This is a genomic window from Limosilactobacillus caecicola (assembly GCF_943192935.1).
Classification (GTDB): Bacteria; Bacillota; Bacilli; order Lactobacillales; family Lactobacillaceae; genus Limosilactobacillus; species Limosilactobacillus caecicola.
Genome location: NZ_CALPCI010000007.1, coordinates 1 through 18,546, shown reverse-complemented (window position 1 = coordinate 18,546; position 18,546 = coordinate 1). Strand labels below are relative to the sequence as shown.

Genomic DNA, 18,546 nt, shown 5'->3' with positions numbered 1-18,546 from the left:
TAGAATATTGATTGTCAACAAAAGCAAGGAGCATTACCGCAATGAAGAAAACAAACCAGTGGCTGTTTGCCGGCAGTCTCTTAATCTTTTTGATTTTATTTGCCATCATGTTGATCAATCTTCAATTGATCCAACCGCTAGATGACGCAATCCGGGTAGTGGTCAATAGCCACCGGACACCCGTTTGGAACACCTTTTTCATTAATTTTACCCAACTCTTTAACCCTAATGAAACCATTATTTGGGTAATCATCACCATCATTCTCAGTTGGATCATGGCGAACCGCCACTTTACCCTCCAGGTTGCTTTAACCATTGCGACCGGGGTGTTGCTAAACCGGGGAATTAAATTGCTCATCAAACGACCACGACCGTCAACCAATATTTTGATGCACTATAGTAGTTACAGTTTTCCAAGCGGTCACTCTAGCGCTGCCGTCTTGGTGTTAGGGAGCTTAATCTTACTGACCTGGCGCGTCGCTAAACACCAGTGGACGAAATGGCTAGTCACCATTTTCATGGTCGTTTTAGCATTAGCAATTGGCTTTTCGCGAGTCTACGTTGGCGCCCACTACCCAAGCGACGTCTTAGCCGGTTGGTGTCTTGGCACCATGGTCGTCAGTGGCTATCAATTACTATTTAGCAAATTCAAATAATAATAAAAGGGGCTGAGTTTTTTCTCAGCCCCTTTGTTTTTAGCCTAAAATTTGCTTTAATTGATCAACCTTGTCTAACTTTTCCCATGGCAGGTCAACGTCGGTCCGACCAAAGTGACCATAAGCAGCAGTTTGCTTGTAAATTGGCCGCTTCAGATCAAGCATTTCAATGATTCCAGCAGGACGGAGATCAAAGACTTGCCGAACAGCCGCGATTAATTCTTCTTCGGACTTAGTTCCCGTACCAAATGTATCAATGGAAATTGAAACCGGCTTGGCAACCCCGATTGCATAGGCAACCTGGATTTCTGCCTTCTTGGCATAGCCAGCCGCAACTAAGTTCTTAGCAATGTAACGAGCTGCGTAGGAAGCAGAACGGTCAACCTTGGTGGCATCCTTACCAGAGAAGGCCCCACCACCGTGGTGAGCCGCCCCACCATAAGTATCAACAATAATCTTCCGCCCGGTTAAACCAGCATCCCCTTGTGGGCCACCGATCACAAACCGGCCGGTTGGGTTAATAAAGTACTTCGTATCGTCATCAAGTAAATCAGCTGGAATTACCGCCTTAATTACTTGTTCCTTTACGTCTTGACGAATTTGGTCCAGGGTTACATCTGAATCATGTTGGGTACTTAATACCACAGTGTCGACCCGCAGTGGTTGGTCGTTGTCATCATATTCAACCGTAACTTCGGCCTTGGCGTCTGGACGTAAGTATTTAATGGTGCCTTCTTTACGAAGCTTGGCAATCCGTTGCATCAACTTGTGACTTAACATCAAAGTTAATGGCATATATTCTGGAGTTTCGTCAGTGGCGTAACCAAACATCAAACCTTGGTCACCAGCCCCGATCTTGTCCAGTGGATCACCGTCCCCTTTACGGGTTTCAAGTGAATCATCAACACCGAGGGCAATATCCGGTGATTGTTCATCAATCGCCGTGATCACCGCACAGTTATCGGCATCAAAACCATATTGACCATCAGTATAACCAATTTCCTTAATTGTGTTCCGAACGACCTTTTGGATGTTCACGTAGGCCGAAGTGGAAACTTCACCAAAGACCAACACCAAGCCGGTCGTTACTGATGTTTCGACCGCCACTCTGGCGTCTGGATCTTGTTCAAGCATTGCGTCTAAGATCGCATCACTGATTTGATCAGCGATCTTATCTGGATGTCCTTCTGAAACGGATTCAGAAGTAAATAAATGGCGTTCTCCCATTGTAATAATTCCCCCATCATTAAAACTAAAAGTGTCTTTTCGGTTACAAGGCAGCGAGGACGATCGTCCCCTCCCATCGGGAATTTGCTTCATAACGAAAACCATCTTAGCATATTTTCACCCATGCATTCAATCAAAAGTCCAAAACTCTGGTATACTATACGAATGTAATTATTTTTTAGAAGGGCATTGATAGACATGGGAGACTTAATTAAACGGCAATTTATGGAAATGAACTGGAAAGACCTGTTGCCAACAACGTTTATTTTACTCATTGCATGGTCCTACGCGCCGTTTGCGTACACGATTGGGGTTCAGGGCTCCCATTTTACAGCCAACATGGGAATGCTGTTCTTATACGAGGCTTGCATTGGCCTCGTCGTCCCAATGTTAATTTACCACCAGTTTGGGTCGACATTGTCGGTGATTCCCTTAATTGCCAGTGCACTTTTCGCAGTCATTGGCTTTAGTACCACCCCCTTGTTATTAGCACTCCTCTTACTGCTCCCCTTGTTCTTATTCATCATCCAAATGCCTTCCATGGATTTTCAAAATACATTTGGCCTCGTGACCTTTGGAGGTTTATTGATGTCGACAGTGTCGGTCGGTTGCGCCTACGTCAGCCTGCACTTTATTTCCTGGGAAATCATCATCTTCTTACTGCCAATGATGGCTAGTACGTGGTTCTACCTTGCCCCGTTCTTCATCAAGAATGGTCGCCAATACAAGCTCAAGGTGACGATCTTTGCGATTATTTTGCTGGTCTTTACATTGAGTCGTCCCCTTCATACTAGCATTTACTTAGCCTTGATCGTGACCGTCGCCAGCTGGTTCGTCATGATCGCCCAGGCGAAGGCCCACCAATCACTGATTCTTTATTGCTTAACCCAAATGGTGGTCATCGTGTTGATTTATTGGTCATAATATGAAAGGGTTCCTGGAAAACCAGGAACCCTTTTTTGATCAACTGCTCTAAGATAAACGACCATTAACAATGCCAACTGCACACAGCAAAGAAAACACGGTCGTCGGTCCAACAAACTTAAAGCCCGCCCGCTTTAGCTGACGGGAAATTTCTGTCGATAATGGTGTTGATGCTGGCAAGACAGTATCGTGACCGGCATTCATCTCAATGGGCTGCCCATTCACAAACGACCACAGAAAATGGTCGAGGGTCTTTCCCACCCGATGGTAGCTTAGTAACACTCGGGCATTATTAATTGTCGCCTCAATTTTGCGGCGGTTACGGATAATGTCAGGATTAGCCATAAGTTCTGCCACCTTGGTTTCATCAAAGCGGGCGATCGTGGCCACGTTAAAATTAGCAAAGGCCGCCTCAAAGGCTGCTTGCCGCTGCCAAATTGTTGCCCAACTTAGCCCAGCTTGAAAGGTTTCTAGCGTCAACATCTTGAAGAGTTCCCGTTCGTCATGAACCGGAAATCCCCACTTTTGATCGTAATACTCCTGCATCAACGGTGTCGTTGCCCAATCAGGATATTGCTTTGTCATATCATCACGTCCTTATTTAGTACTCTCACTATTAAAAGACGGCAAACAGTGATTATTGCACTTTTGATTTCGTATCCCGCAGGATTAATGCCAATAACAAGCCAACCACTTCAATTCCAATCATCATGATGAACACCATGTGGTAACCGTGAATGGCGGCAGTCTCATAACGAATCCCCTGAGCTACCCGGTGGGCAGTTGCCGTGGTCAAAACCATCGTGGCCACCGCAACCCCGGTCGACCCGAGGATTTGGCGAATTGTGGTAATCACTGCCGTTCCATGCGAAACCAGCTCGTTTGGCAATGAGTTTGCCCCCAAAGTTACCGCCGGCATCATCACAAAGGCATTGCCACCTTCGATTACCATTGCACAGAGGATCATCCCAATCAGGCTTTTGACATCCGCCATTGCCAAAGTCAAAAACCAACCGGCGACAATCATTAACATCCCAATAATCATAGTTGGCTTAAAACCGATCATATCAGCCAGTTTACCCGTAAACGGGTTGAGGACGCTTAAAAAGACTGCCCCAGGCACCAGGGACATTCCGGAAACAAATGGACTAACCCGCAACACTCCTTGATAATACAGTGGGAAAATAATTGTGACCACAATCAACGCAACGTATGAAATTCCCGTCAGCAAAATTGCTAAATCATAGTTAAAGGTCTTTAACACCCGCAATTCCAACAGTGGTGTGGAAAGTTTCAATTGCCGGATGCAAAAGAGAATTACCGCAATTAAGCTAATCGCCAGGATCAACCAATTTAGTGTCCAGTTGGTGTGACTTTTACTGATTTGGTTGACGACATACAATAATCCGATTAAACCGATTGACAGGGCCACCGACAACCAATCCAGGGACGACTCATGGTGTTCCATGACGCTTCGGATCAAGCCACTCCAGGCCATGATAAAGACTACCGTGATAATAATCATAAAAAGAATGAACAAACTCTTCCAGTCAAAGAACTTGAGCACAATTCCAGAAATGATTGGTCCACAGGCTAATGCGGATCCCATCACTAAACCAGCAATGCCCATCGTGGTCCCCCGTTCATCCTTCGGCGTAATTTCTAGCAGGACCGTTTGATATGATGGAAACAAAACACCAACTGCGAAGGCTTCCAACGCCCGGCCGACCATCATAAACCAAAAGCCCTTGCTTCCCCAGCTGGCTGGCGTAAAGACAATCATTAAGGAACCAATATCAAAAAGCGCCAGGGCGCCCATAAACATCTGCCGAAAGCTCAAGTTATTCAACATCCACGGACTAATTGGCATGCTGACACACATCACCAGCATAAAGCCAGTGGTTAACCATTGAACCGTATCCGCTGAAATACCAAAGTCATGCATTAAGGTTGGGTACGCAGTGGACAAGGATGACTGACTAATCGACATTGTAAAAGTCCCTAGCAATAAGGTAAAAATAAACCAAAACCGGCGATATGACCGGCCATTTTGATCAATACTTGTTTGCATTCTACTCTCTCCCTGTTTAGAATGATTATTAAAAACTATTTGTATTATAGGTGTTTCGATTGCCTTTGTAAATGGTATACTATGGGTAAGTAATTTTGAGGGAATGGAGTGAGATCAATGGCAGACACAGAGTTACAGCATGCTCTAAAGCGGCTCAAGGATAACCATGTGCGGTTAACTCCGCAACGCAAAATAATTCTAAACTACTTAATCACTCACCATACCCACCCGACCGTCGAAATGATTCTCGCGGATTTACGAAAACACGACGCGGGTATCAGTATGGCCACCGTTTATAACACGGTCAAACTGCTGGTCGACTATAATTTAGTGATCGAGCTGAAAAATGGTGACGGTTCCACACACTATGACTACTTTGGTCACCCTCACTATCATGTCGTCTGTGATAACTGTGGTAAGATTACTGATGTTAACACCCCGGAGTTCTCAGCGATCTCCAAGGAATTAGCGGATGTCACCCGTAGAAGCACTGGTTATTTAGTGACCCGGAGCGACGTTGAAGTACACGGAATTTGTCCAGACTGCCAGTATAAACTCGGCCTGAATAACAACAAAGGAGCAGAATAGTATGATTAGTAATGAACAACGAGCCCACGATATTGCAATCGCCCTGCTAGGCAAGCGGGATTTTAACAGCCCGGTGGATGCCTATCGCGAATATATCAATATCTTATTGCCAGTTTTAAAAGAGATCGATAAAGATTTCCCTGATGGAATCGCTGAACATCCTGGTAAATAACAAAAGCGCGGCTGGATTTTCCCAGTCGCGCTTTTGTGTGCCGTCAGATTATTCAATGTCAATATGCGTACCATTTTGGTTATCAACGGTCAACTTTGGCAAATCAAGGGCCAACACACCGTCATTGTACTTTGCACTGACCTTATCGAGGTCAACATCTGGTAATCTGTAGGAACGACTCATTTGACCATACCGCCGTTCGCTCTGAATGATGTTGCCATTATTGTCAGTGTGGTCATCAAAGGTATCACGGTGGCCGCTAACGGTTAAAATGCCATCAGCGTAGTTAACGTGAATATCTTTCTTGTCAAAACCTGGCATATCAATCTTGACTTGGTAGCCATCATGGCTTTCTGTAACATCACTCTTCATATAGTTAGCGGTGCTTGGTGCAAAGAACCCGTCATCGAAGAAGTTCCGCATGTTCATCAAGTTGTCAAACAAGCCATCCCGACGTTGTAAATCATTAGCCATAATAAAGCTTCCTTTCTCTTTTTTAGTTTTTATCTTTAATCTCTTTACGCTTACTATCTTAATCAAGTTGGCAGGAAATACAACAGTTATTTAGCACTTAAACATGTCGAGTGCTAATTATTTTGACTATCGTTGACCAACCCTGATGTATCAACGTTTATCCAGCACCAAATTATTCAATATTTGTTAACCATTTGGGACACATATGAAATAATTATCATATGTATGCTAAAAAAATGGTCGGGAACCATCCCGACCATCACTGATTTTAATTTGATTTTAGTACCAACCGTGTGATTGCCAGAATGCTTGAGCAGCAGTCCAGGAACCGTAACGGCTAGCAACGTATTGGTCAGCAACCCGTTCTTGGTTTTCGGCAGAGTAGTCACCGTTTAAGTAAGAAGCGGACAATTGGTACTTACCAATGTATTGACCGTTGGTTGCAGTGTAGCTACCACCAGATTCGCGAGCGGCGATCCAGGCCTTAGCCGCAGCTTCACTACCAGAAACACTGGAAGTGTAGCTTGAAGAACTAGTAGTCGTTGAAGCAGTAGTGTTAGCACTTTGCGTGTTGGCGCTTTGGCTAGCGGTGTTGCTTTGCGTATTGTCGCTTTGCGTATTAGTAGTTGATTGAGTAGTAGTGTTTGCTGATGGTAAAGTTGCTGCTTGTTGTGCAGTAGCAGTCGTCACTTCACCGTCATCCTTGATTAAGAGCTTTTGACCAACGTAGATCAAGTTCTTGTTGGCGATGTTATTGTTGCTTGCTAACGTATCCACAAAAGTTAAGTCGTGTCCTAACTTGTAGGAAATGCCAGAAAGCGTGTCGCCTGATTGAACAGTGTAAACTGAATCAGCATTGGCAGTAGTAGCAGTCGCAACAGTACCTAATGCAACAGCACCGGTAATAGCAGTAGCAACTTTGATAGCTTTCTTATTGAACTTCATATAAATTAAAACATCCTTTTCTTTATAAAATCTGTAGTTACAAATCAATAACTTATCAACGGTTTATATAATACAAGGACGTAGTTACGGTGCAATTACCAGCAATTATCAAAAATCCACTTTTTTGTAATCTTTTGTAATATTCCCCCTGATTCACCCCTCATCATTAGTCTAAAAACGAGCGTAACCCGCAATAAATCAATTTTTCTTGCTATACCACTTTTTTCAATGTTAGAACTGTCCAGTTTGTAATAAATTCAAGAAAAAAACTGAATTTTTTCCGTTTTTATTCCTGGTTTTCCCAAAAAAAGGCCATATTTGCCGTTTTATTAACATGCCTGTAATAATGTAATGGCTTGGATAACAAAAGAGGTTGTGACATAACCCCTGAAAGATAGCTGTAGCACGAACAGCGCAGTACAACAATGGGCTCCAACATCCGGTAAAACCGAATGCTGGAGCCCTATTGTTGCTTGCGGGGGCGTTAATACGAAGTCGTAAACGACTTCTGTAACGCTCCCTTCCTATTGGTGACGTGGCATCAAGAGATTCAAAATGATGGCTGCTAAGGCCGCCACGGCAATTGGGGAGCCCAGCAGGTATTGCACCATCTGTGGTGCATGATTCGTAAGATGGGTTGGTAACAGAATGATCGCCAGAGTCAAAATGATTGGTAAGCCAATAATGTACAGGTCCGCATCCGAAGTCTTGATGCCCCGAATGACGTTCAGCCCGTTCAACATGATCGTGACGGTAATGAGTGCGAAAACTCCACCAATCACCGGTTCAGGAATTGCGGTAATAAAGGCGGACAGTTTGGAGAAAAAGCCCAGCACTACAAACCAGCCACCAGCCGCGATAAAGACACGCTTCGAAGCGACCCCAGTAATTGAGACCACCCCGGCGTTTGTGGAGTATCCAGTCACGGGAGTGGTCCCACACAGGCCGGCAAATAGACAACTTAATCCTTCACCAATGATTCCCCGGTTCCATTGCTGGTTAGTGATCTTGTGGTTGGTCACCGCCCCCATCGCAAACCAGGTCCCGGTTGTTTCTGTCGTGATAATCGCGTATAAAATCACGAAAGTTAAAATCGAAGTGAGGTTGAAATTAATCCCCCAGTGGAAAATTGTCCGTTGTGGAAGGCTAAACCATGGTGCATCTGCCACCGTCTTCCAGTCAAAGCGTCCCATTGAAGCACTCATGAGTGCCCCACACAGTAAGGCAATCACAATCGAACCAGTGCGGAAAATCTTTTGCACGCGGGGGAACCGAATGCTGATCCCAACACAGACGAGCATGATCAACGCGGTAACGCTGGCCAGTTCAATATTTTGGTAGATGTTGCCGCTTGCTTCAAAGATGTCGCTATTGAGGGCACTTGGAATCAGCGACAATCCCACACAGGTAATGATGGTCCCACCGACCACGGCTGGGACTAAGCGGTTAATGATCTTCTGGAAAACGCCGCTCATCCCTAAGAGGACCAAAATGATGGCGCCAACGACCATTGAGCCAATCAGGGTGGCCATTCCCCCACCCTTGAGGCCGCCAGAAGCCAGGACAATGCCGGCCGCTGCGGTTAACGGAACAAACGATGGTCCCTGTGACATTGGCATGCGCATAAAGACCGCCGTTTGTAAAATGGTGCCGACTCCAGCAGCCAAAAAGGTCGATTGGAGTAATCCTGACGTATCAGCGGCCCCCATTGACAACAGACCGGCTAACACAATTGGCGGGACGTAGACATCCATCGCCAACACGTGTTGCAAACCTAATAAGGTGGCTTCACCAGTCGGAATGTGGTCATCAGGACCGATTACTAAACTACGTTCTACATGTTCATCCATACTATCTTTCTCCCTTAATCAATCTAAAAGAGAGTTTAGCACGAACTGAAATTGATGTAAAACATTTATTGTTCGGAAAACGCCCGAATCTCATATGAGACCGGGCGTTATTTTTTTGATTTTTCTATTTTAGCCAACTGAGCCTTCCATTTGAAAGTCAATTAGCCGATTCAATTCAACCGCATATTCCATGGGCAGTTGTTTCGTAAACGGCTCGATGAAGCCCATGACGATCATTTTCGTAGCCTCTTCTTCGGTGAGTCCCCGACTCATTAAATAGTAGAGTTCTTCTTCAGATACTTTCGACACCTTTGCTTCATGCTCCATTGCCACGTCACCAATGGCGACCTTATTAAGTGGAATGGTGTCACTAGAGGAATCGTCATCCATGATGATCGTATCGCATTCGACATGGGAACTGGACCCGTGGGCATTCTCATCCATTTTGACTTCCCCACGGTAATCACAGACTCCCCCAGCCCGACACAATGATTTAGAAATAATTGTCGAACTGGTATCTGGAGCTTGGTGGATCATTCGTGCACCCGTGTCTTGATCGACCACCTTACCATTGGCAAAGGCAATCGACAACATGGTGCCCTTAGCTCCCCGACCACGTAGGTAAACACTCGGGTACTTCATCGTGACTTTTGAGCCCAGGTTGCCGTCCACCCATTCCATCACAGCATTCTCATCCGCTACTGCCCGCTTCGTTTCCAACGAGTAAACATTTGGTGACCAGTTCTGAATGGTCGTGTAACGACAAAAGCCCCGCGGTTTGACAAAGACTTCTACGACTGCCGCATGCAGACTATCCTCGGAATAGACTGGCGCGGTACAGCCTTCAACATAGTTGACGCTAGCGTCTTCGTCGACCACGATCAGGGTTCGTTCAAATTGCCCCGTGTTTTCGGCGTTAATCCGGAAAAAACTTTGCAAGGGTTCGTCTGCATGAACCCCCTTTGGCACGTAAATAAAGGTACCACCGGACCACACGGCAGTGTTTAATGCCGCAAAAATATTATCATTGGGGTGCACGAGGGTCGCAAAATACTTTTTGACGATTTCGGGGTACTTTTGCACCGCGGTATCGGTATCCATAAAGATAATTCCGTGACTAGCCAAGTCCCGCTTTAAGTTTGCATACACCACTTCTGATTCGTACTGGGCAGTTGCTCCAGCCAGATACTGTCGTTCCGCCTTGGGCACCCCCATCTTTTCAAAAGTGGTCTTCATCTCTTCTGGTACATCAGACCAGGAACGGGCAACGTGGTCCGTTGGTCGCTGAAAGTATCGTAACTGGTCCAGGTCTAATTTGGTTAAATCTGGGCCAAAATCCGGCAATTTCATCTTGCGATATTGATGGTAAGCATCAAGCCGAATCTTAAGCATCCACTCAGGTTCATTTTTGCGCCGGGAAATTTCCCGCACAGTCTCCTCCGTTAAACCAACGCCAGTGGAAAAGATCGGTTGGATATCATCATGAAAGCCATATTCATAGTGTTCCTGAGAAAATTTTTGAATCGCTCGCTTATCTTCTTCTTGACTCATTACTGAACCCCCAATCGTTTCAACAGTTCATCAATCGTTTGCTGGCGTAATGTTTGATCAGGAAACTTTTCGATGACTGGCAGCAAGAAGCCCTTCGTCAAGAGAATCTCTGCTTCCATCAAAGTCAGCCCCCGGGACTGTAAATAGTAGAGCTGATCAGGATTAACCTGGCCAATGCTAGCCGCGTGACCAGCGTTCACATCGTTGTCCTCAATCAAAAGGACCGGGTCCGCTTCACCATGACTAGCTGGCGTCAGAGTCAACAAGCGGCTTTCCTGGTTAGAAACGGACTGGTGGGAGCCCTTGTAAATCTTGCCAACCGCGTGGAAATTAAGGATCGCCTGGTCCTTAACGACCCCATTTTGCAAAATTTCACCATTCGTGTGCAGACCGTGATTATCAATCCGGGTATTAATTTCCTGCAATTGGTCATGGGTGGCAATGCCAACCATCTTAAAGTCGGCCGTACTCCCGTCCCCGTCCAAGTTAGTATGAAAATCAGCAAACAAGTTGTGGCGGTCAAACAGGACCGCATAAATATTTAATTGGCTGTCTCCCGCCTGATAGGACCGCACGGCCTGCCAGTTCTGGTTCGCCGTAAAGGAATTAGTCTGATAATAATTGACTTGCGCAGTATCTCCCAGCAACAATTCCGTCCCTAGAAAACTCGGTTGGTTACTTTGCGCCGTCACGTGTTCCACAATCGTAACCTTGGAATTAGCACCGACGATCACTAAATTATGATAATTGCACCCGGTCGCGGAATACTGTAATTCAATTGGCGTGGAGAGCTCAGTATTATCCGGAACATAAATGAACCGCCCGCCATTTAAAAAGGCCAGATGGAGGGCATTGATTTGGCTGGCCTGCCAATCAATCGCCTTTTCCATCAAGTTTTCTTGTAATAATTCTGGATATTGCTCGGCAGCAACAAAAATGGGCAATTCAACATAGTCTTGCGACTGGCCGTTGGCCTGCTCATTCTCCACCGTCAAAGTTGGGGTCGCTTGCCAAGCATTCAGTAGTGGGGTTTGCCACTGGTCCGTTGGTAAGTCGCCCAACATCATTGCGGCTAACTGACGTTTCTTTTGTAGCCAGGCTGGTTGTCCCTGGCTAGCAGTTTGAACTAATTCGAGTAATTTTTGATTCATTCGTGGACGCCATCTTTCCGTAACTGTTCAAACTTCGCATAACCACCCTTTTCAAGTTCATCCGCTAATTCTGGACCACCACTTTGCACTACGCGGCCGTCAACCATAACGTGAACCCGGTCTGGTTTGACATATTCCAGTAACCGTTCATAGTGAGTAATCAGCAAAGCACTGAATTGGGGTGTCCGCATGTGATTAATCCCGTTAGCCACAATTCGCAGGGCATCGATGTCCAGGCCGGAATCGATTTCGTCCAGGATCGCCAACTTAGGCTTCAACATCATCATTTGAAGGACTTCGTTCCGTTTCTTTTCACCACCAGAAAAGCCGACGTTCAGGTACCGGTCAGTAATGTCATCTGGCATTTGAAGGAGTTCTTTGGCCGCGTCTAATTCTTGTAAAAATTGCATCACTGGTACCGGTTGGTCATCCGGTTGCGTGGCATTCATGGCTTGGCGAATGAAGTCCACATTCTTGACCCCGGGAATTTCTGCAGGATATTGCATGCCAAGAAACAGACCCATTTTCGCCCGGTCAGTTACTGATTTATTAAGAACGTCTTCACCATCAAAGGTCACACTCCCGCTAGTAACTTCATAGGCCGGGTAGCCCATGATCGTCGACACCAAGGTCGATTTACCGTTCCCATTGGGACCCATAATGGCATGGACTTCGCCAGTGGGTACCGTTAAATCGACACCCTTGAGGATTTCTTCGCCAGTCTCTTTAACGATGGCATGCAAATTTTTCACAACTAATGTCATTCTTTTTCACCCTTAATTAATGGACTAATTTATCCCAAATAATCACCTTGTTGGCTGCTAATGATTTGGGCACATCAATAATCCGCTGGTTAGAGCTTCCCCGGAATTGCAAAGTGAGATCTTTTTTATCTTCGAGGAACCGCCCATCGACCAAAATATCGATGTTGCGCAACATTTCGAGCTTATCATAGGATTCTTTTTGGAGTTCCTCCCAAGTATAACCCGACCAGGACCAAATGTCTTTGGTATGACCATATTCCTTCCGCAATCGTTTAATTAATTTTAAACAGACTTGCGTATTCAAAAACGGTTCCCCACCTAACAGGGTCAGTCCCTGAACGTAATCGTGGCCTAAGTCTTCCATGATTTGGTCTTCGAGTTCCTGGGTATACGGTTGGCCATAGTGGAAGTTTTGCGCAGCCTTGTTATAACAGCCCGGACAATTGAACAAGCAGCCACTCACGTAAATACTACAGCGGACCCCTTCCCCATCAACAAAATTGAAGGGCTTGTAATCGGCAACATACTGCAGTGAATGGTCGGCCGCCAACCATTCCTTTGGTTTAGGATTTTTGGGCATCCGGTGTTGGTGTCGTTCACCCATCACTCAATTCCCCCTTAGATTTGCTTACCGTTAATATTAGCACGGTGTTCTTTGGTATCCATCTGCCGTTGGGTTTCAAATTCAGCAGCTGACTTGATCATTCCCGGATTCATGTGCTTAACCCGGTGAATAATTTCTTCATGCCGACCGTGAACCATTGGCCGTTGTTGCGGGTTACCGAGGTAACCACAGGTCCGCTTAACCACATCACAGGTTGCGGGATCATGGTTACCACATTGTGGGCACTTAAAGCCGCGGGCCGTCGCTTCAAATTCACCCTTAAAGCCACACTTAAAGCATTGGTCAATCGAGGTGTTGGTTCCGAGGTAACCAACATGGTCATAGGCCCAATCCCAGACCGCTTCCAATGCCTTGGGGTTTTGTCGCAGGTTTGGATATTCACAGTAGTGGATAAAGCCACCCGCTGCGTAATATGGGAAGTCCTCTTCAAATTCGAGCTTTTCAAATGGGGTCGGGTGCTTCCGCACATCGTAATGGAAACTGTTCGTGTAGTATTCCTTGTCGGTCACATCTTCAACCCGGCCAAACTTCTTGAGGTCATCTTGGCAGAAGGTATCGGTCAACGATTCAGCTGGCGTCGAGTACAGGCTAAAGTGGTAGCCCTCTTTGGCTTCCCACTTCGCACAGAGGTCATGCATTTCCTTAACGATGGAAACAGCAAAATCATGCGCCTCATGGTTGTGTTCCCACTTTGGTCCATAGAAAGTGGTGCAGACTTCGTATAAGCCAATGTAGCCCAGGGAAACGGTCGCCCGGCTATTCTTAAAGACTTCGTCAACACTATCGTCTTTCTTGAGCCGCTTACCAAATGCCCCGTACATGTACAGGAGAGGAGCATTTTCCGGTTTAGCTTGCTTGGTTCGTTGGATCCGGTAATCTAAGGCAATCTTGCAGATATTCATCTTTTCCTTGAAGATTTGCCAGAAGAGTTGCTTATTACCATGTGCTTCTAGAGCAATTCGTGGCAAGTTAACGGTCACGACACCCAGGTTCATCCGCCCTGAATTGACTTCTTTACCAGTTTCAGGATCCTTCCAGCCTTGTAAGAAAGAACGACAACCCATTGGGGTCTTAAACGATCCGGTAATTTCCTTGATCTTGTCGTACATCAATAAGTCTGGGTACATCCGCTTGGTCGAACATTCAAGCGCCAATTGCTTAATATCATAGTTTGGATCACCAGGGTTTAAATTCAACCCGCGTTTCAAAGTAAAGATTAACTTTGGAAAAATGGCCGTCCGGTGTTCTTTACCGAGCCCCTTAATCCGAATTTGTAAAATGGCCTTTTGAATTTCACGGGCGATCCAAGAAGTCCCTAACCCAAAATTAATGGTGGTAAATGGGGTTTGCCCTTGAGATGAATACAAGGTGTTGATTTCGTATTCGAGCGCCTGCATTGCATCATAAATGTCCTTCTTGGTCTTCGTTTTGGCGTAAGCTTCCCGTTGGCCTTCGGCAACCCATTCTTCGGCATCCTTCAGGTGCTTTTCGTAATTAATCTTGGCGTATGGTTCCAGTAATTGGTCAATCCGGTTGGCAGAACAACCACCATATTGCAAGGAAGCCACGTTAGCAATGATTTGGGACATTTGCGCCGTGGCAGTTTGAATTGACCGGGGCGAAGAAACCCACGCATTCCCGATCTTAAAACCATTCTTGAACATTTCGTCAAAATCAATCAAACAACAGTTAGTTTCGGGAGTCACTGGTGAGTAATCTAAATCATGCCAGTGAATGTCCCCACGTAAATGGGCTTTCGCAACGATTTGCGGCAGCATGCGGAGGCCGAGCGCCCGGCTGACCATGCCGGCTTCTAAATCCCGTTGGGTATTAAATACCTTAGAGTCCTTATTCGCATTTTCGTGTACCACCCGCGAGTTACGGTCAGCCAATTGGTTGAGTTTGTGCATGGGGTTTGTTGCTTCAGCAAACGCTTTGTCGTCTTGTTTCCGGTAATTAATGAAGGCCATCGCAAATTCATTATGGCCAGCAGCCCGGAAGCCATCAACCACCGCTTGAGCAATTTCAATGGTTGTCACCCGTTTTTTGTCTTTGAAAAGGTTGACCAACTGAGTATAGACCTGTGCTTGCGTTGCCCAATCGGCATGCAGGTTCTTCATAATCAGGTCAAGCTTGTACGAATAAAACGGGGTTACCGTTCCACCCCGCTTCACGACTTCGAGATCTTGTAATTTAGTTAGTTGTTCGTTGGTTGTAGTTTCAATTTTCATGATTCAGTCCCCTTTTTGTTAACACTTTCTATCATAGTGGAAAAAAGTTTTAACACAATATCTAGAAATGATTGACATTCTTACCACAATATGTAGGGGTGAAATCAGTGAAATGAACCAATCAAACAAATAAAAAGCTTCCATAATCACGTGCTATCACTTTTTGGTTCCCCGCCTCGACACCATTCAAACCCGTTCAAGGAATTCATAAGGTCACCGAAAAACAACTCAACGTAGTAATTTGTTAATCGTTCGATATATTTAAAATGATTTTCAAAAACTTGATTATATATGATCGTTTTGTCATATTAAAAATATCATTAAATAAGCTAAAAGCGCGTTACCATTACGATAGCGCGCTTTTTGATAAAGGATGATGTCCCTAGTTAGTTGCTGACAACGTATTTTTTGCTCATCCGCTTTTCTAACCAATTGAGCAACAAGGCCAATGCTTGCGTGATCACGAAGTAGATGACTGCGGCCACAATCAGCGGTGGAATGAAGTTGTAAAGTGTTCCACCAACCCCAAGGGCTTCGGCAGTCACTTCTTGAACCCCAATATAGAACAAGACTGATGATTCCTTAATTAAAGTAATGAATTCGTTCCCCATTGCAGGTAAGGTGTTCCGTAACGCTTGGGGAAGCACAATTTCAAATAAGGTGTCCCGACGACTCATCCCCAAGGACAATCCGGCTTCCGTCTGTCCGGCAGGGATGGAAATAATCCCGGACCGGAAAATTTCAGAAGTGTACGCCCCGGAGTTTAATCCTAGTGCCAATGCCCCAGGAATGATCCGGTCAAGCCCAGATCCTAACACTTGCACATCTGGAATGGGGAGCGTCTTAGACAAAATGTAGTAAACCAGCAAAACTTGGATCATGGACGGGGTTCCCCGCACAATCGAAACGTAGATCGTTGCAATCCAGTTGAGGACCTTTAATTTTGACATCCGCATGAGGACCAATAACAGCCCAATTAAGAAGCCAATGATGACCCCGATAATCGAAATCACTAACGTCAGTTCCGACCCCTGGAGGAACATTGGCCAATACTTACCGAGAAAATCAAATTCCATCATTATTACATCACCCTTTACTCTCTTTTTAGTTGCAATTAGTTGCTTGTTTGTTCTTGCAATTGTTGAGCCTTTTGGAACATTTTATCCAATTGACCGTTCTTTTGCAGCTTGGTAATTTCTTGGTTAACCTTCTTCTTCAACTTTGGTTCGTTCTTTGGCAGTGCGATACAAATTTCCCGTTCAGACTTTGGAACAGGCAACTTCAATGAAGCAATTGCGTATTCGTTCGGGTACTTCTTAACGTATTCTTCAGCGACCTTGGTGGCCAGAACAACCCCGTTTAACTTACCACCTTTTAATTCGGTCGTTAAACTAGTGACTAATCCTTCTGTAACAATGTTCGCCTTAGTTTGCTGTTTAGCAACATTTTCTTGAATCGACCCTTGTTGAGCACCAAAGGATGCACCCTTCGTGCTAGCCTTGGTCGTGTACTTATTAGCATCACTCTTCTTAACTAACAAAGATTCAGATTCGGTGTAGTAAGGCTTGGAAAAGTCGACCGCCTTCCGCCGTTGCTTGGTGGCCGTCATCCCAGCCATGACCATTTGGACCTTGTTATTTTGCAATTCACCAATTAAAGATGAGAACTGCATGTTTTGAACCTTGAGCTTCACACCCATGTCCTTAGCAATTTGATTAGCAACCATGATATCAAAACCGTTGTAAGTCTTTTTACCATTTTTAACGATTGGAAATTCAAATGGTGCAAAGTCTGCTGAGGTCCCCAGCGTTAAAGTCTTACTGCTCTTAATCTTATTGTAGGCGGTGTTTTGCTTCGTGCCGCATCCTGCTAAGCCGCCCGCTACCATCAGAGCAACCGCCCCGACAGCGAGAAGCTTTTTTCCTAATTTAAACTTCATAATTGATCCTCCCGTCATTAAATCACATGAATAATAATTGCATATCATTTGAATACAACCAGTATAATACATGAATTATGCACATGATGCAACCCTAAATGTAAAAAAATTCGTAAATTAGGGATATATTCGGTGAATAATAGTATATATGCATTTAAGTTGAATATTTGCCACCCATTTTCTTCTCAACAAGAGGTCCTAATAAGCGTATAATATGTAGAGTAATGACATTATATAGAGGAGTTTTGAATATGAAAATCCAAAAATTTGCCGTTGTTGCCCTCTTGGGATTAGTTGGTGGCGGAACGGCGATTAGCACTTATTCACCAGCCCCGCTGGTGGTCCACGCAGCAGTTTCCAACTCCACCATTAATAAAAAAATCAGCAAGAGCTTAACTGATTGTCAAAACTGGGCTGCGGGTAAAATCGATAAAAACCGTCAAAAGACAACCAATGGTACTGCTAACCTTGCTTACCAATGGGCAACTTACGTTACTAGCATCAAATATACCGGTGGAAAAAAGTTAACCATCAATGTTAATAACAATTTCGACGACCTGCAAGACAATGCCAAGCGCGATACTTTAAACTCCGCTGAAAATTGTGCCAACCAGGTCTTATTGGAACAAAAGAAAATCACTGCCGATGAAGCTAATCAAGGACTAACAATTACGGTTCGTGATGGTCACGGCATTGTTGGTCGTTCCGACAAAATGTCAAACCGCCTATATGATTTTAATTAAACTATCTTCAATAAAGGGAGTACCATCGGCAGGTACTCCCTTTTTAGACCCGAAATCTGTTCGAGCTCGCAATAAGTTTCAGTTAATTATAACAAAAACTCCCCTATCACAAGGATAGGAGAGTCATAGTTAAGAATAAGTGTTTTCCTAAAATGCCTCCGGTGGGGGTCGAACCCACACTCCCTCAACGGGAACTGGATTTTGAGTCCAGCGCGTCTGCCAATTCCGCCACAGAGGCATAAATCTTAACTAAAAGGTGGTAATCGGATTTGAACCGATGATAAAGGTTTTGCAGACCTCTGCCTTACCACTTGGCTATACCACCAAATAGTGTTTGAATTTGATTCAAACAATTAGACGCTGCGACTGGGCACCGTCTAACCAGAAGGGCGGTATGTGGGATTCGAACCCACGCGTGTCGGACCCACAAACCGATGTGTTAACCAAGCTTCACCAATACCGCCAAAATATTCAGTTTAGCAGGGATAGTAGGAATCGAACCCACAACGACGGTTTTGGAGACCGTAGTTATACCGTTTAACTATATCCCTATAAAAGTGGAGGAGGGTGGATTCGAACCGCCGAACCCGAAGGAACGGTTTTACAGACCGTCGCGTTTAACCAGACTTCGCTAC

18 protein-coding genes, 4 tRNA genes and 1 riboswitch are annotated in these 18,546 nt (G+C 45.2%); of the genes, 5 read left to right on the top strand and 17 right to left on the bottom strand.

The genetic code is table 11. The features are described from left to right. Positions 1-41 precede the first annotated feature (41 nt). Positions 42-656, top strand: coding sequence for a phosphatase PAP2 family protein (locus NFR43_RS08150; RefSeq protein ID WP_251548236.1), 615 nt, complete (start codon positions 42-44; stop codon positions 654-656). Between the two features lie 39 nt (positions 657-695). On the opposite strand, the gene metK is transcribed toward NFR43_RS08150, so the two are convergent. Continuing rightward, positions 696-1,883 carry a methionine adenosyltransferase gene (metK, locus tag NFR43_RS08145; RefSeq protein WP_251548234.1) on the bottom strand — a complete coding sequence of 396 codons (1,188 nt, stop codon included), beginning with the start codon at positions 1,881-1,883 and terminating at the stop codon, positions 696-698. Beyond that, a riboswitch (SMK box riboswitch) is annotated at positions 1,881-1,983 on the bottom strand. Its footprint overlaps the gene before it by 3 nt. A 98-nt stretch (positions 1,984-2,081) precedes the next feature. On the opposite strand from metK, the gene NFR43_RS08140 reads away from it, so the two are divergent. Next, complete coding sequence (locus NFR43_RS08140; RefSeq protein ID WP_251548232.1) at positions 2,082-2,807, top strand: hypothetical protein; 726 nt, start codon at positions 2,082-2,084, stop codon at positions 2,805-2,807. Between the two features lie 48 nt (positions 2,808-2,855). On the opposite strand, the gene NFR43_RS08135 is transcribed toward NFR43_RS08140, so the two are convergent. Together NFR43_RS08135 and NFR43_RS08130 are read right to left on the bottom strand one after the other, a co-directional pair. Continuing rightward, positions 2,856-3,392, bottom strand: coding sequence for a DNA-3-methyladenine glycosylase I (locus NFR43_RS08135; RefSeq protein ID WP_251548230.1), 537 nt, complete (start codon positions 3,390-3,392; stop codon positions 2,856-2,858). A gap of 52 nt (positions 3,393-3,444) precedes the next feature. Then, a complete protein-coding gene (locus tag NFR43_RS08130) occupies positions 3,445-4,878 on the bottom strand; it encodes an MFS transporter (RefSeq protein ID WP_251548228.1) in 1,434 nt (477 codons plus the stop codon). Between the two features lie 117 nt (positions 4,879-4,995). Here NFR43_RS08130 and NFR43_RS08125 point away from each other — a divergent pair, with 117 nt between their 5' ends. Then, a complete protein-coding gene (locus tag NFR43_RS08125) occupies positions 4,996-5,466 on the top strand; it encodes a Fur family transcriptional regulator (RefSeq protein WP_251548226.1) in 471 nt (156 codons plus the stop codon). A gap of 1 nt (position 5,467) precedes the next feature. Continuing rightward, positions 5,468-5,638 carry a hypothetical protein gene (locus NFR43_RS08120; RefSeq protein WP_251548224.1) on the top strand — a complete coding sequence of 57 codons (171 nt, stop codon included), beginning with the start codon at positions 5,468-5,470 and terminating at the stop codon, positions 5,636-5,638. A 48-nt stretch (positions 5,639-5,686) separates the two neighbouring features. Here NFR43_RS08120 and NFR43_RS08115 read toward each other — a convergent pair whose 3' ends face one another. The 10 genes from NFR43_RS08115 to NFR43_RS08070 all read right to left on the bottom strand — a co-directional run bounded on the left by NFR43_RS08115 (position 5,687) and on the right by NFR43_RS08070 (position 17,168). Further along, positions 5,687-6,112, bottom strand: a complete 426-nt coding sequence (locus tag NFR43_RS08115; RefSeq protein ID WP_251548222.1) for an Hsp20/alpha crystallin family protein — start codon at positions 6,110-6,112, stop codon at positions 5,687-5,689. 279 nt (positions 6,113-6,391) lie between these two features. Beyond that, a complete protein-coding gene (apf, locus tag NFR43_RS08110; RefSeq protein ID WP_251548220.1) occupies positions 6,392-7,057 on the bottom strand; it encodes an aggregation-promoting factor in 666 nt (221 codons plus the stop codon). A 524-nt stretch (positions 7,058-7,581) separates the two neighbouring features. After that, positions 7,582-8,907 (bottom strand): uracil-xanthine permease family protein, encoded by a 1,326-nt coding sequence (locus NFR43_RS08105; RefSeq protein ID WP_251548218.1) that lies wholly within the window; start codon positions 8,905-8,907, stop codon positions 7,582-7,584. Positions 8,908-9,036: 129 nt separating this feature from the next. After that, positions 9,037-10,458 (bottom strand): Fe-S cluster assembly protein SufB, encoded by a 1,422-nt coding sequence (gene sufB / locus NFR43_RS08100; protein WP_251548216.1) that lies wholly within the window; start codon positions 10,456-10,458, stop codon positions 9,037-9,039. Continuing rightward, entirely contained in the window at positions 10,458-11,609 is a 1,152-nt protein-coding gene (locus NFR43_RS08095; protein ID WP_251548214.1) for a SufB/SufD family protein, read from the bottom strand. Before NFR43_RS08095 ends, sufB begins: the two co-directional genes overlap by 1 nt. Continuing rightward, positions 11,606-12,373 carry a Fe-S cluster assembly ATPase SufC gene (sufC, locus tag NFR43_RS08090; protein ID WP_251548212.1) on the bottom strand — a complete coding sequence of 256 codons (768 nt, stop codon included), beginning with the start codon at positions 12,371-12,373 and terminating at the stop codon, positions 11,606-11,608. Before sufC ends, NFR43_RS08095 begins: the two co-directional genes overlap by 4 nt. A gap of 16 nt (positions 12,374-12,389) precedes the next feature. Further along, the gene (gene nrdG / locus NFR43_RS08085) at positions 12,390-12,977 is read right to left on the bottom strand and encodes an anaerobic ribonucleoside-triphosphate reductase activating protein (protein ID WP_251548210.1); all 588 of its coding nucleotides are present in this window, start codon (positions 12,975-12,977) and stop codon (positions 12,390-12,392) included. Positions 12,978-12,991: 14 nt separating this feature from the next. Continuing rightward, complete coding sequence (gene nrdD / locus NFR43_RS08080; RefSeq protein ID WP_251548208.1) at positions 12,992-15,229, bottom strand: anaerobic ribonucleoside-triphosphate reductase; 2,238 nt, start codon at positions 15,227-15,229, stop codon at positions 12,992-12,994. Between the two features lie 386 nt (positions 15,230-15,615). Continuing rightward, entirely contained in the window at positions 15,616-16,308 is a 693-nt protein-coding gene (locus tag NFR43_RS08075) for an amino acid ABC transporter permease (protein ID WP_251548206.1), read from the bottom strand. A gap of 35 nt (positions 16,309-16,343) precedes the next feature. Beyond that, entirely contained in the window at positions 16,344-17,168 is an 825-nt protein-coding gene (locus NFR43_RS08070; RefSeq protein WP_251548204.1) for a transporter substrate-binding domain-containing protein, read from the bottom strand. Between the two features lie 251 nt (positions 17,169-17,419). Between NFR43_RS08070 and NFR43_RS08065 the strand changes: the two genes are divergently transcribed. Beyond that, positions 17,420-17,911 carry a hypothetical protein gene (locus NFR43_RS08065; RefSeq protein ID WP_251548202.1) on the top strand — a complete coding sequence of 164 codons (492 nt, stop codon included), beginning with the start codon at positions 17,420-17,422 and terminating at the stop codon, positions 17,909-17,911. A 153-nt stretch (positions 17,912-18,064) separates the two neighbouring features. Here NFR43_RS08065 and NFR43_RS08060 read toward each other — a convergent pair. From NFR43_RS08060 to NFR43_RS08045, 4 genes are all read right to left on the bottom strand, one after another. Then, positions 18,065-18,149, bottom strand: a tRNA-Leu gene (locus NFR43_RS08060). A 16-nt stretch (positions 18,150-18,165) separates the two neighbouring features. Further along, positions 18,166-18,236: transfer RNA gene (locus NFR43_RS08055), tRNA-Cys, on the bottom strand. 63 nt (positions 18,237-18,299) lie between these two features. Further along, positions 18,300-18,374 (bottom strand) — tRNA-His (locus NFR43_RS08050). 17 nt (positions 18,375-18,391) lie between these two features. Beyond that, positions 18,392-18,462, bottom strand: a tRNA-Trp gene (locus tag NFR43_RS08045). Between the last annotated feature and the right edge of the window lie 84 nt (positions 18,463-18,546).